Source organism: Hominenteromicrobium mulieris, from assembly GCF_046197855.1.
Taxonomy (GTDB): domain Bacteria; phylum Bacillota; class Clostridia; order Oscillospirales; family Acutalibacteraceae; genus Hominenteromicrobium; species Hominenteromicrobium mulieris.
Window position 1 is genome coordinate 22,016 of record NZ_CP173188.1, and the last position, 12,495, is coordinate 34,510.

At 54.4% G+C, this 12,495-nt stretch carries 15 protein-coding genes; 13 read left to right on the forward strand and 2 right to left on the reverse strand.

What is annotated here, in order from left to right:
* Positions 1-63: 63 nt before the first annotated feature.
* Positions 64-1,098 carry a uridine kinase family protein gene (locus ACI0CA_RS00105; protein ID WP_308449507.1) on the reverse strand — a complete coding sequence of 345 codons (1,035 nt, stop codon included), beginning with the start codon at positions 1,096-1,098 and terminating at the stop codon, positions 64-66.
* On the reverse strand, positions 1,095-2,618 hold the full coding sequence (gene xylB, locus ACI0CA_RS00110; protein WP_308449508.1) for a xylulokinase: 1,524 nt from the start codon (positions 2,616-2,618) through the stop codon (positions 1,095-1,097). The genes ACI0CA_RS00105 and xylB overlap by 4 nt, the downstream gene beginning before the upstream one ends.
* Positions 2,619-2,856: 238 nt before the next feature.
* Between xylB and ACI0CA_RS00115 the strand changes: the two genes are divergently transcribed.
* From ACI0CA_RS00115 to ACI0CA_RS00175, 13 genes are all read left to right on the forward strand, one after another.
* A complete protein-coding gene (locus tag ACI0CA_RS00115) occupies positions 2,857-4,290 on the forward strand; it encodes an NAD(P)/FAD-dependent oxidoreductase (protein ID WP_308449509.1) in 1,434 nt (477 codons plus the stop codon).
* An 8-nt stretch (positions 4,291-4,298) separates the two neighbouring features.
* Entirely contained in the window at positions 4,299-5,585 is a 1,287-nt protein-coding gene (locus ACI0CA_RS00120) for an NAD(P)/FAD-dependent oxidoreductase (protein ID WP_308449510.1), read from the forward strand.
* A gap of 13 nt (positions 5,586-5,598) precedes the next feature.
* Positions 5,599-5,964 carry a DUF1667 domain-containing protein gene (locus ACI0CA_RS00125; protein WP_417104045.1) on the forward strand — a complete coding sequence of 122 codons (366 nt, stop codon included), beginning with the start codon at positions 5,599-5,601 and terminating at the stop codon, positions 5,962-5,964.
* Between the two features lie 226 nt (positions 5,965-6,190).
* Positions 6,191-6,940 (forward strand): class I SAM-dependent methyltransferase, encoded by a 750-nt coding sequence (locus ACI0CA_RS00130; RefSeq protein WP_446806640.1) that lies wholly within the window; start codon positions 6,191-6,193, stop codon positions 6,938-6,940.
* A gap of 320 nt (positions 6,941-7,260) precedes the next feature.
* Complete coding sequence (gene rplM, locus ACI0CA_RS00135) at positions 7,261-7,689, forward strand: 50S ribosomal protein L13 (protein ID WP_176819813.1); 429 nt, start codon at positions 7,261-7,263, stop codon at positions 7,687-7,689.
* 16 nt (positions 7,690-7,705) lie between these two features.
* Positions 7,706-8,107 (forward strand): 30S ribosomal protein S9, encoded by a 402-nt coding sequence (gene rpsI / locus ACI0CA_RS00140; protein ID WP_176819814.1) that lies wholly within the window; start codon positions 7,706-7,708, stop codon positions 8,105-8,107.
* A gap of 469 nt (positions 8,108-8,576) precedes the next feature.
* Complete coding sequence (locus ACI0CA_RS00145; protein WP_155202528.1) at positions 8,577-9,398, forward strand: ParA family protein; 822 nt, start codon at positions 8,577-8,579, stop codon at positions 9,396-9,398.
* A complete protein-coding gene (locus ACI0CA_RS00150; RefSeq protein ID WP_097770161.1) occupies positions 9,355-10,284 on the forward strand; it encodes a ParB/RepB/Spo0J family partition protein in 930 nt (309 codons plus the stop codon). Before ACI0CA_RS00145 ends, ACI0CA_RS00150 begins: the two co-directional genes overlap by 44 nt.
* A 12-nt stretch (positions 10,285-10,296) precedes the next feature.
* Positions 10,297-10,575, forward strand: a complete 279-nt coding sequence (locus ACI0CA_RS00155; RefSeq protein ID WP_003525137.1) for a DUF5720 family protein — start codon at positions 10,297-10,299, stop codon at positions 10,573-10,575.
* A 32-nt stretch (positions 10,576-10,607) separates the two neighbouring features.
* Positions 10,608-10,793, forward strand: coding sequence for a hypothetical protein (locus ACI0CA_RS00160; protein ID WP_055224629.1), 186 nt, complete (start codon positions 10,608-10,610; stop codon positions 10,791-10,793).
* A 69-nt stretch (positions 10,794-10,862) separates the two neighbouring features.
* Positions 10,863-11,741 (forward strand): DUF6017 domain-containing protein, encoded by an 879-nt coding sequence (locus ACI0CA_RS00165; RefSeq protein WP_155202527.1) that lies wholly within the window; start codon positions 10,863-10,865, stop codon positions 11,739-11,741.
* Between the two features lie 48 nt (positions 11,742-11,789).
* Complete coding sequence (locus ACI0CA_RS00170; protein ID WP_015527912.1) at positions 11,790-12,152, forward strand: DUF7768 domain-containing protein; 363 nt, start codon at positions 11,790-11,792, stop codon at positions 12,150-12,152.
* Entirely contained in the window at positions 12,145-12,456 is a 312-nt protein-coding gene (locus ACI0CA_RS00175) for a DUF5720 family protein (protein WP_015527911.1), read from the forward strand. The genes ACI0CA_RS00170 and ACI0CA_RS00175 overlap by 8 nt, the downstream gene beginning before the upstream one ends.
* The last annotated feature ends 39 nt before the right edge of the window (positions 12,457-12,495 follow it).

The following is a 12,495-nucleotide window of genomic DNA, read 5'->3' on the forward strand; positions in this document are numbered from 1 at the left end:
GAAAGCACAAAAATATCCGTATGCACGCGGCGGTACATACGGATATGAAAAACTTTTTTGAGTTTACGTCGTAAAAACAAGGTCACATTGCTTTTCAACGGGATAGGAAGTGAAGTAGAGGTTCTCGAGCGGGATCCATTTTTCCACGAACATCTTGTGCCGCGCGGGGCCGTTGCGTTTTAAAATGCGTGCGCTCTGTGTCTCCGGCGAGGTCTTGAGAAAAATTTTGAGATCGTAGCGCCCGATGAGCTCCGGGTGCGTAGAGTACGAGCCCTCTAAAATGTTCAGCGTCTTTGGCGTGACCTGCACCGCGTCGCCGAGGTCCATAACGCCGCAATCGAACATGCGGTAGGAAAACGACTCGTTCTTCGGAATCTGCTCCAGAATATCCGACAAAATACGCTCCCAGTGCACGTTGCCGCCCGGGGTGGCGTAGCGCTCCGGCGTGCGCATGGGCATCGGCAGATAAAAATCATCGGCGTGGAACAGGTTGCAGTCATAAACGCTCTGCAAAAGTGCTGCAAACGTCGTTTTGCCCGAGCCGCACAGCCCGTCGATTGCAACCGTCACCGGGGCTTTTTCCGCCGTCAACTTATCGATCGCGATGAATGCCGACAGAAAATCCGCATACGCTTTTTTCACCACGCGGTATGCCGGGTGATACGCACGGCGGTACGCTTCACTGTGGTGCACGGCAGGGCAGCCCGCCGCACGGTACGATTTCAAAAATGCCGCTTTCTCGGCTTTGTCGAACAAATCGGCATTTTCAAGCTCGTCCAAAAGTGATAAAAACGCCGTTTTGTCCGTGGGCGTGTCTTCGGAAGACGCTTTAAACATAGCAAAAAGTGTTTTCGGTGAAAGCTCCTGCAACGCGCTCAAGTTGATGCGCGCGTACTGCTCGCCGAGGGCTTCCGTGTACGGTGCATCACGGTTGGCAATCTCCGCTTCCTTTAATAAATATTGATAAGCGCCGTCGGGGTCGCTTAAAAAGTGGCCGCCGCCAAAACTCGCCTGGTACAAAAACTTCACCGCGTCCTGCACTTCGGCTTCGGGATGCGTTTTCAGGTGGGCGCACAGCGCTTCAAACACGCGGCTCACAGCGCAGCAAGCGCCTTGTAGCAGTCCTTCAGCGCCGGGTACAGCTTCGTGTACATGCGGTAGAACGCCTCATACTTCGGCACATTCTCCTCAATCGGCTCCTGCGGGGCGTTGAGTCGAATAACGCGGCGGCAGCCCTCCTGCACGGATGGATACAGCCCTGCGCCCACACCGGCGAGGATTGCAACGCCCAGCGCCGGGCCTTCCTTGGAAACGACCGTGCGCACGGCGCAGTTATACGTATCGGCAAGCATCTGACGCCACAGCTTCGAGGAACCGCCGCCGCCGCAGGCGAGCATGCCGTCAATGGAAACGCCCATGGTTTTCAGCACCTCCACGCTGTCGCGCTGGGAGTATGTTACGCCCTCCATCACGGCGCGGAGCATGTCGTACTTCGTGTGCATGGCGGAAAGACCAATGAACGCGCCGCGGCAGTCCGGGTCAAGGTGCGGAGTGCGCTCGCCCATGAGATACGGCAGATAAAGCAGACGGTTGCAGCCGATCGGCGAACGCGCCGCCTGCTGATCCATCAGATAATACGGGTCTACGCCCATGCCGGCTGCGGTCTCTTTTTCCGCGCCGCAGAAGTTATCGCGGAACCACTTAAGGGACAGACCCGCGCCCTGCGTCACGCCCATCACGTGCCATGCGCCCGGTACGGCGCAGCAGAACGTGTGCACGCGGCCCTTCGGATCAATGGAAATATTATCCGTGTGCGCAAACACAACGCCGGAGGTGCCGATGGTTGTAAACGCCTTGCCGTCCTCCACAACGCCGGTACCCACGGCTGCTGCCGCATTATCGCCCGCGCCGCCGACCACGATGGTGCCCGCCGCAAGGCCGGTGCGCTTTGCGGCTTCTTCGGAGATGACACCCGTCACTTCCGGGGATTCGTATACCTTCGGCAAGAGTGCCTTGTCAATATCAAGCTTTTCAAGCACTTCGTCGCTCCAGCAGCGATTCGGCACGTCTAAAAGCTGCATGCCGGAAGCATCGGAGACCTCTGTTGCAAAGTCGCCCGTCAGCATGTAGCGCACGTAGTCCTTCGGCAGCAGAATGTGCGCGCACTTTGCATAAATTTCCGGCTGGTTGTTGCGCACCCAAAGGATTTTAGATGCCGTAAAGCCCGTCAAAGCCGGGTTTGCGGTAATCTCAATCAGGCGCTCTGCGCCGACGCGTGCGGTGATCTCCTCGCACTCCTTTGCCGTGCGCTGGTCGCACCAGATGATGGAGCGGCGCAGCACGTTGCCGTCCTTATCCAGCATGACAAGGCCGTGCATCTGGCCGGAAATGCCGAGTCCCCTGATGTCTTTGTTATCGACGCCGCTTTCGGTGATCACGGCGTGAATGGTATCCGCCGCCGCATTCCACCAATCGAGCGGCTCCTGCTCTGCCCAGCCGTTTTTTTCCTGATACAGCGGGTATTCTATCGTTTTGCTCGCGATTACATTGCCGTCTTCGTCAAAAAGCACGGTTTTTGTGCCGCTGGTGCCAAGATCTACACCTAAAAGGTAATTCATATTAACGTCCTTTCTTTTCGAAAAATGGTTTCAAATATATAGGGCATTCTGCCTCCATTTTATTTTGAAGCATTTTCCCATTTGTGTCAAGCTTTTTTTGTTGAAATTATGCAGACTATTTTAATTGAAACGCGCGGTTTTGTATGATACAATAAAAAACAAGAGCTTCGTCGGCGATTTATAGGGGAAAAGCCGTTTGAAGCGGTCTTTTGGTGTATTTGAAAGGATTGAAACAAAAATGGAGAAAAAACGATATGACGCCGTCGTGATCGGCGCGGGCGTTACGGGCAGCGCCATCGCCCGTGAGCTTTCGCGGTATCAGGCAGAAATATGCGTACTGGAAAAGGGCGAAGACGTCTGCACCGGCACCTCAAAGGCGAACAGCGCCATCGTGCACGGCGGCTTTGATGCCAAAACGGGCTCGCTGAAAGCCAAGATGAACGTCCTCGGCAACCGCATGATGACGCAGGTCGCGGAAGAACTGGATGTTCCGTTCCGCAGAAACGGCGCGTTTGTGCTGTGCTTTGACGAAAACGACATGCCTGCGTTAAAGGAGCTTTATGAGCGCGGTGTGACAAACGGAGTAGAAAACCTCAAAATTCTTACCGGTGACGAAGCGAGAGAAATGGAGCCTGCGCTCAGCGACACGGTCGTCGCGGCGCTGTTCTGTCCGTCCTCCGGCATCGTATGCCCGTTTGAATTGACCTTGGGCTTTGCCGAAAACGCTGAGAAAAACGGTGTTGAATTCAAATTTGAGTGCGGCGTGCAAAATATCCGCCGCGAAAACGACCTCTATATTCTCGAAACCGAACAGGGCGAGATCGAAACGCGCGCCGTCATCAACGCGGCGGGTGTGCACGCCGATGAAATTCACGATATGCTGCTGCCGCACGCGTTCACCATCACCCCGCGCCGCGGCGAATACTGCCTGTGCGACAAAAACGCGGGCAATTTGGTTGATAAAACCATCTTCCAGCTGCCGACAAAGCTCGGCAAGGGCATTCTTGTCACACCCACCGTGCACGGCAATCTGCTGCTCGGCCCCACCGCCGAGAATATCGAAGACCGCGAGGACACGGCCACAACGCAGAGCGGCCTTGCATTCGTTTTGGAAAAAGCCGGTATGAGCGTGAAAAACGTGCCGAGCCGACAGATCATCACATCGTTCTCCGGTCTGCGCGCCTGCGCGGACAGAGGCGACTTCATCTTAGAGGAAAGCGCACCGAACTTCTTTGAAGCCGCGGGCATCGAATCCCCGGGCCTCACAAGCGCGCCTGCCATCGGTGTTTATATGGCGGAAATGGCGGCGAAAGCGCTTGGCCTTACGAAAAAAGAAAGCTTCACCCCCGTTCGTCACGGCGTCGTGCACCTCAATTCGCTCAGCGTCGAAGAACGCGCCGAGAAAATCCGTGAAAACCCGCTCTACGGCAGTATTGTCTGCCGCTGCGAGACGATCTCCGAGGGCGAGATTGTGGACGCCATCCGCCGCCCGCTCGGCGCGAAAACGCTGGACGGCGTAAAGCGCAGAACCAGAGCCGGAATGGGCCGGTGCCAGGCAGGCTTCTGCTCCCCGCGCGTCATGGATATTCTCGCAAGAGAACTTAACTTGCCGCTGACAGCCATCCGAAAGAACGAAAAAGGCTCCGAAATCGTGTTCGGGAAGACGAAATGAGGTTTATTATGGAAAATAAAATCACAAAATCGCTTGTCATCATCGGCGGCGGTCCTGCGGGGCTTGCGGCGGCGGTCGCCGCGGCAGAAAACGGGCTTCCGGCTGAAGATATCTTAATTTTAGAAAGAGACGGGCGCCTCGGCGGCATCTTAAACCAGTGCATCCACAACGGCTTCGGTCTGCACACGTTTAAAGAGGAGCTCACGGGTCCGGAGTACGCCGCTCGTTTTGAAGAACGCGCAAAGGCTTTGCATATCCCGTACAAGCTCGGCGCAATGGTACTGAGCATTTCCCCGGAAAAGGTCGTCACGGCAGTCAGCCGCGAAGACGGGCTGTTCACCGTGGAAGCGGGCGCGGTCATTTTGGCCATGGGCTGCCGCGAGCGTTCCCGCGGCGCGCTGAATATCCCCGGTTTCCGCCCGGCGGGCGTGTTCTCCGCCGGCACGGCGCAGCGCCTTGTCAATATGGAGGGTTATATGCCCGGACGCGAGGTCGTCATTCTCGGCTCCGGCGATATCGGTCTCATCATGGCGCGCCGCATGACGTTAGAGGGCGCGAAGGTGCACGTCGTCGCGGAGCTCCAGCCGTACTCCGGCGGACTCAAGCGCAATATCGTCCAGTGTCTCGATGACTTCGGCATCCCGCTGAAGCTTAGCCACACTGTGACGGAGATTCACGGCAAGGACCGCGTAACGGGCGTCACCATCAGCGCCGTGGACGACAAATTAAAGCCCATCCCGGGCACGGAAGAGTATTATTCCTGCGATACGCTGCTTCTGTCCGTCGGTCTGATCCCGGAAAACGAGCTCACCCTCGGCGCGGGCGCACCGCTCTCCCGCGTGACGAACGGCCCCGTTGTCAACGAAAGCCTCGAGACCGGCGTGCCGGGCATCTTCGCGTGCGGCAACGTGCTGCATGTGCACGACCTTGTGGACTATGTTTCCGAAGAAGCCGCGCAGGCCGGCCGTGCCGCCGCAAAGTACGTGCAGGGCGGCAGCAAAGAAACCGCAGAGCCGCTTTCGGGCGGCATCAAGCTCGAAGCCAAGGGCGGTGTGCGCTACACTGTGCCGAGCATCATTCACCCCGAAAATATGCCGGATACGCTCACGGTGCGCTTCCGCGTGGGCGGCATCTATAAAAATTCGTTCATCAGTGTCTATTTCGGCGATCAGCGCGTGCAGCACCGCAAAAAGACCGTTATGGCACCGGGCGAAATGGAGCAGGTGTTGCTGAAAAAAGCAGACCTTCAAAATATTGATTTTGATACCGTCACCGTCACGGTGGAAGCGGAATAAGGAGGGCATTACTATGGAAACGAAATCGTTTATCTGCATCAACTGCCCCTTGGGCTGCCCGCTGACCGTCACTGTTGAAAACGGCGAGGTGAAAAGCGTTACAGGCAATACGTGTAAGCGCGGCGAGCTCTACGCCGTGAAGGAAGTTACCGCGCCTGCCCGTACCGTCACGTCTACCGTTCGCGTTTTAAACGGTGAACGCCCGGTTGTCGCCGTGCGCACGAAAACGGACATCCCGAAGGGTAAAATTTTCGACTGCATGAAAGCCATCAACGCAGCGGAGATCGCCGCCCCCGTCCATATCGGCGACATCGTCATCGAAAATGTTTGCGGCACCGGCGTAAACGTCGTCGCATCCGCGGATGACGAGTTGGGTTAAAAGTCTTTGATTAAACTTTCTTCAGAAAGTTTATAGGGACTCGGGGCAAAGCCCTGAGGCGCGCTCCGCAGAGCGCGAAATCCTTTTGCTTACCCCAAAATCAGGACGGGAGGACGAACAATCCAGTGAATTGTTCGTCCGAGGGAGACCCTATTAAGGGGTCTCCCTATGAATTTGCACGGCAAATTCATAAAAGATAAAACTTTTAGAAAGAGAGAATAAACGTATGAATTACACCGACATCAACGCAAAAATCGTGGACGGCTGGGTGCAAAACGGCTGGGAATGGGGCAAACCCATTTCGCACGAGGTATTTGAGAAAGCCAGAAACGGCGAATGGGGCGTCTATCTCACACCGACAAAAATCGTGCCGCACGAATGGTTCGGCGAGATGCGCGGCAAGAAAATTCTGGGTTTAGCCAGCGGCGGCGGGCAGCAGATTCCCGTTTTCACGGCGCTCGGCGCAGACTGCACCGTGCTGGATTATTCCACGGAGCAGCTAAAGCGCGAAGAAGAGGTCGGCAAGCGGGAGGGATACACGCCAAAGTGCGTCCGCGCCGATATGACAAAGCCGCTGCCGTTTGCAGACGAGAGCTTCGACCTTATCTTTAACCCTGTCTCCAACTGCTACATCGAGGAATTAGAGCCTGTCTGGCGTGAGTGTGCCCGCGTGTTAAAGCCGGGCGGCGTTTTGCTTGTCGGGTTTGATAACGGCATCAATTACCTTTTTGATGACGACGAAACAAAGATTACGAACACGCTGCCGTATAATCCCTTAAAAGACGAAGTACTCTATAAAAAGTCGCTGGAGCTCGATTGCGGCGTGCAGTTTTCGCACACACTGGACGAAGAAATCGGTGGCCAGCTGCGCGCGGGATTTATGCTGACGGATATTTATGAAGATACAAACGGCGGAGGCTTTCTGCACGAGCACGGCGTGCCCTGCTTTGTCGCAACGCGCTGTGTGAAAAAGTAATAGCTGAATAAAAACCGTAAAAAGCACGGCTTTCCCGAAAAACGGCGGAAAAGCTGTGCTTTTTAAATTTTGCCGCAAAAATATTTTTTGAAATCGCACATTCAAAAATAAGAGCATAAATGAGAAAAACAAAGAATAAGCGAGATTGGAATTCGCAGCTTAAAAAACCGCAAAAAAGCGCTTGACAAGCCGTTTTTCGTGTGGTACTATCATTTAGCGCCCATGGGAAAGCTATGGGCATTTTCAGAGATTTCGTATCGCAGCGCACAAAGCGTTTGCCGGTACCGAGATAATTTAAATCAATTTTGGAGGTAAACGCTATGTCCACTTATATGGCCAAGGCTGGTCAGGTTGACCGCAAATGGTATGTAATTGACGCTGCAGGCAAGCCGCTCGGCCGCGTTGCAGCACAGGCCGCAGTTCTTCTCCGCGGCAAGCACAAGCCCACCTTTACCCCGCACGTTGACTGCGGTGACCACGTCATCATCATCAACTGCGCTGAGGCTGTCCTCACCGGCGGTAAGGCTGAAAAGAAGTATTATTATCATCACACGGGTTATATCGGCCACCTCAAGGCTGTCCGTTATGACACCCTGATGCGCACAAAGCCGGAAAAGGCGATGGAGCTTGCTGTTCACGGCATGATCCCCTCGAACACCATCGGCAGAGCTGCAGAAGCAAGACTTCGTGTCTACGCCGGCAGCGAGCACAAGCACGAGGCGCAGAAGCCGACGGCTTGGGAACTTTAATAGGAGGTAAACGAATATGTACGATAAGGCACCTTATTTCTACGGCACCGGCAGAAGAAAAAGCTCCGTTGCACGTGTAAGAATTTACCAGGGCACCGGTAAGGTTACGATCAACGACCGCGATATCGACGATTATTTCGGCCTTGATACCCTCAAGACGATCGTTCGTCAGCCGCTCGTTCTCACCGGTACCGAAGAGAAGTTCGACATCGTTTGCCGCGTTGCAGGCGGCGGTGTTACCGGTCAGGCCGGTGCTATCCGCCACGGTATCTCCAGAGCTCTGCTCCAGTACGATTCCGAGAACCTCCGCGCTACGCTGAAGAAGGCCGGTTTCCTCACCCGTGACCCGAGAATGAAGGAAAGAAAGAAATACGGTCTCAAAGCAGCTCGTCGCGCTCCGCAGTTCAGCAAGCGATAATCGACTGCTCAGACTATATCAAAATGGTTCAAAAAGCCCGGAAAATCAAGGTTTTCCGGGCTTTTGCTATATCTAAACGGGCTGATATGGTTTGACCTCATTTGACTAAACGAGAGCCGTTTTCACCCAATTTTTAGTGGTCCGCAAGTGGTTAACTGGCCAAAAAGAGGGCGAAAAGAGGGGTAAGTGGTTCCCAAAGTGGTTAACCGAGAGCCGATTTTGGGGGTGCTTTTCAGCCCTCCTTCCCCTCGTTTTTTGGCTGTGGCAGTTTGGCATAGTTTGAGTTAATTTGAATAATTGAATATGAATTTGATGTAGCACACAGATCATAAATGACTGGGTGCTTTTTTCATTTCAGGAACTCGTATTCCGGCGATAGAAAGAGCCGTCACTTCACTTTTTATTTTGGAGTGGCGGCTTTTTCTATTTCCAGAAGCAACAGCAACAATTAGAAATGAGGTGACAGTTAATGAACACGCAAATCATTGCCATTGCCAACCAGAAAGGCGGCGTTGGCAAGACAACGACCTGTGCCAACTTGGGAATCGGGCTGGCGCAGGCCGGAAAGAAAGTCCTGCTGATCGACGGGGACCCGCAAGGGAGCCTGACAATCAGCCTGGGCCATCCCCAGCCGGACAAGCTGCCCTTTACGTTGTCAGACGCTATGGGGCGTATCCTGATGGATGAGCTGCTTCGTCCCGGCGAGGGTATCCTGCACCACCCAGAGGGTGTAGACCTGATGCCTGCGGACATCCAGTTATCCGGTATGGAGGTATCCCTGGTAAACGCCATGAGCCGTGAGACTATCTTGCGGCAATATCTGGACACGCTGAAGGGGCAATACTCCCATATCCTCATCGACTGCCAGCCCTCCCTGGGTATGCTCACAGTCAATGCGCTGGCCGCTGCGAACAGGATCATCATTCCCGTTCAGGCGGAGTATCTGCCAGCCAAAGGGCTGGAACAGCTGCTCTCCACGGTAAACAAGGTAAAGCGGCAGATCAACCCCAAGCTCCAGATAGACGGTATCCTGCTGACGATGGTGGACAGCCGAACCAACTTTGCCAAAGAGATCTCCGCGCTCCTGCGGGAGACCTATGGCAGCAAGATCAAAGTATTCGGCACAGAGATTCCGCACTCTGTCCGGGCAAAGGAAATCAGTGCAGAGGGAAAAAGTATTTTCGCCCACGACCCTGGCGGCAAAGTGGCAGAGGGGTATCGAAATCTGACGAAGGAGGTGTTGAAACTTGAAAAGCAGCGCGAAAAAAATAGAGCTGGCCTCGGTAGATGATCTGTTCTCCACCGAAGAAGGCCGTCAGGATGCAAAGCTGGAAAAGATTCAGGAGATTCCGCTGTCTGAGCTGCATCCCTTTAGGAACCACCCATTCAAAGTCAAGGATGACGAAGCCATGATGGAGACCGCTGACAGTATCAAGCAGTATGGCGTTCTGGTTCCGGCGATTGCTCGACCGGACCCAGAGGGCGGTTATGAGCTGGTAGCCGGACACAGGCGGCACAGAGCCAGTGAGCTGGCAGGCAAGGAGACCATGCCGGTCATTGTTCGGGATTTGGATGATGATGCCGCCACGATCATTATGGTTGACAGCAACTTGCAGCGAGAAAGCTTGCTCCCAAGTGAAAGAGCCTTTGCCTACAAGATGAAGCTGGATGCCATGAAAAGACAGGCTGGCAGACCGAGTAAAGAAAATGTGTCCCAAGTTGGGACACAAAAGCGATCAGACCAGTTGCTTGCTGAACAGGTGGGGCAAAGTCGAAATCAAATTCAGCGCTATATCCGTCTGACAGAGTTAATTCCTGAATTGATGGATATGGTGGATGAAAAGAAGATTGCCCTGAACCCTGCCTATGAGCTGTCCTTTCTCAAAAAGGAAGAACAGGTAGACCTGCTGGACGCGATGGACAGCGAACAGGCTACCCCTTCTCTTTCTCAAGCCCAGCGGCTCAAGAAATACAGTCAGGAGGGGCATCTGACCCTCGATATGATGCGTGTCATCATGGGTGAGGAAAAGAAAAGCGATCTGGACCGAGTGACATTTACCTCTGACACCTTGCGGAAGTATTTCCCTAAAAGCTATACGCCCCAGCGGATGCAGGAAACTATTATCAAGCTGCTGGAACAGTGGCAGAAAAAACGCCAGAGAGATCAGGAACGATGAAAGGAGCCGCCTATGAGGGATATTTCAGCCCGCGAGCTGAAAGGACACAACATTCTTGCCGTGGAGCGTTTTCAGGATAACACCCGCTGGATGATTGAGTTTTCCGTCCTGCGTCCCAGCACAGCTTACGGTAGCCCCGGAGAGGAAATACGACTGTTTTTGACTGAGGACGGGTATCAGGCCGCCCTGCAAAGCCAGCAGCGTCGGGAGATCAAGATCAAGCGTTACGCTCGTGTGATTGAGGGACATATCCTCGATTTCAAACCGGGAAAACACCGCCGCCACTCATAAACAAATCATTACTGCGAAAGGAAAGGATTGAAATGTGTACTGTAAAGGAAATCCGGGAAGCAATCCGGGAGGATTGCCATTCCCAGCATGGTATGGAATTTATAGAGATTGACCGTGTTCTGCAAACTCTGCCATTCTCTCAGGGAAATGACCTGTTGGACAGACCGCCCATTCCCAAGCGCCCCTACCGGCGCAGAAAAAGTGAACAAAACAGCTAACTGCCACAATTCTTTTTACAGGATTGTGGCTTTTTTCATACCCTGAGAAATTTGGAAGGAGTGAGGTCAATGGCCGTATTTCGCATTGAACGAACCAGAGATTATACCGTGATGAGCAATCACCATTTACGCAACGGGAAACTGTCCCTGAAAGCCAAGGGGCTGCTTTCCATGATGCTGTCCTTACCGGAGGACTGGAACTATACCACCAGAGGGCTTGCCGCCATCTGCAAAGAGGGCGTGGACGCTATCGGCGGCGCGCTGCGGGAGCTGGAAACTGCCGGGTACATTGTCCGCTATCAGCTGCGAGACCGGCAGGGTCGGATCAGCGATACCGAGTATGTTATCTACGAGCAACCACAGCCGAAGAACCCGGATACGCCCCAGCCGGATACGGCTTCACCAGATACGGAAAACCCGGATATGGTAAAACCGGATACGGAAAAGCCCACAGAATTAAATATAGAGAAATCAAATACAGAAAAAACAATTACTTATGGATCAAGTACCGATTCTATTCCCTTCCGGGAGCCAGCGGCAGCACAGCTGCCGGAACGGAAAGGAAGGGATGCGATGTCTGTCTCAGAGATGGAAAGTTATCGGGATTTGATTCTGGAGAACATCGAGTATGACCACCTGTGCCGGGAGTTTACCACCTACCGGGAGGACCTGGACGAGATTGTGGAGCTGATGGTGGAGACCGTCTGCGCCAAGCGGAAAACCACCCGGATCGCTGGCAGCGACTTCCCCCATGAGGTGGTCCGCTCCCGTTTTTTGAAGCTGGATTGCTCCCACATCGAGTTTGTCATGGAATGCCTGCGGAACAATACCACCGAAATCCGCAACATGAAGCAGTATCTGCTTGCGGTGCTGTTTAATGCGCCGACCACGATCAGCAACCACTACACCGCACAAGTCAACCACGATATGTACGCAGGCGGCTGGTAAACAGCCGCTTTTCTGCTACCCGAAAACACCGGGAGAAAGGATTTTGCCATGAAACGACCTCTTGCCTACATTACGGCTCCCTGGAGCAACAGCCAGTATGAGAACGCCGAGAGCGCTGCGGCCTACTGTCGTCAGGTGTACGACGCCGGGTATTCGCCCATCTGCCCGGTGCTGTTCCTGCCTACCTTCCTCAAGGACGAGATTCCCCAGGAACACAAGGACGGGCTGGATATGGCGCGGGACTACCTGCGCCGGTCCCATGTGCTGGTGGTCTGCGGCCACGGCATCGACGAGACCGTGAAGAATGACATTGCCACCGCCGAGCGCCTGCGGATCACCGCCACCACCCTGGACGGTATCCTGACCGTGAAGGGCCAGGGACGCGGGAAAGGAGGCGCACGCCATGCCTGAGCGTAAGACCGTGGGCCAGCTGATGGAGGAAATGCGCCTCAAAGCCGGGGCGCAGAACTACCACGGCCATGAGTACATGGATTTGGAGCGGTTTGCCGATGACACCCGGCACATGATTATCTTCGATGTGCTGACCGACGATTCCCCGGTGGGCTGGAAAGGTGAACGGACCCGCCTATTTCTGACGGAGGCCGGATACCAGAAAAGCCTGGAGAACCAGGAAAAGGGCCACATCAAGATTCTCAGCCATGCCAAAGTGCGCCAGGGCCATCTGTACTATGACCGCTCCGACCAGCTGCGCTGAAAGGAGCCTGCCATGCTGAAATACCTGCTGCGGCGGTTG

What these genes read in the sequence shown, in the direction of transcription:
- xylB (WP_308449508.1), bottom strand. Translation starts at nt 2,618, where the DNA reads ATGAATTACCTTTTAGGTGTAGATCTTGGCACCAGCGGCACAAAAACC.
- ACI0CA_RS00145 (WP_155202528.1), top strand. Translation starts at nt 8,577, where the DNA reads ATGAACACGCAAATCATTGCCATTGCCAACCAGAAAGGCGGCGTTGGC.
- ACI0CA_RS00160 (WP_055224629.1), top strand. Translation starts at nt 10,608, where the DNA reads ATGTGTACTGTAAAGGAAATCCGGGAAGCAATCCGGGAGGATTGCCAT.
- ACI0CA_RS00130 (WP_446806640.1), top strand. Translation starts at nt 6,191, where the DNA reads ATGAATTACACCGACATCAACGCAAAAATCGTGGACGGCTGGGTGCAA.
- ACI0CA_RS00175 (WP_015527911.1), top strand. Translation starts at nt 12,145, where the DNA reads ATGCCTGAGCGTAAGACCGTGGGCCAGCTGATGGAGGAAATGCGCCTC.
- rplM (WP_176819813.1), top strand. Translation starts at nt 7,261, where the DNA reads ATGTCCACTTATATGGCCAAGGCTGGTCAGGTTGACCGCAAATGGTAT.
- ACI0CA_RS00155 (WP_003525137.1), top strand. Translation starts at nt 10,297, where the DNA reads ATGAGGGATATTTCAGCCCGCGAGCTGAAAGGACACAACATTCTTGCC.
- ACI0CA_RS00165 (WP_155202527.1), top strand. Translation starts at nt 10,863, where the DNA reads ATGGCCGTATTTCGCATTGAACGAACCAGAGATTATACCGTGATGAGC.
- ACI0CA_RS00115 (WP_308449509.1), top strand. Translation starts at nt 2,857, where the DNA reads ATGGAGAAAAAACGATATGACGCCGTCGTGATCGGCGCGGGCGTTACG.
- rpsI (WP_176819814.1), top strand. Translation starts at nt 7,706, where the DNA reads ATGTACGATAAGGCACCTTATTTCTACGGCACCGGCAGAAGAAAAAGC.
- ACI0CA_RS00125 (WP_417104045.1), top strand. Translation starts at nt 5,599, where the DNA reads ATGGAAACGAAATCGTTTATCTGCATCAACTGCCCCTTGGGCTGCCCG.
- ACI0CA_RS00120 (WP_308449510.1), top strand. Translation starts at nt 4,299, where the DNA reads ATGGAAAATAAAATCACAAAATCGCTTGTCATCATCGGCGGCGGTCCT.
- ACI0CA_RS00170 (WP_015527912.1), top strand. Translation starts at nt 11,790, where the DNA reads ATGAAACGACCTCTTGCCTACATTACGGCTCCCTGGAGCAACAGCCAG.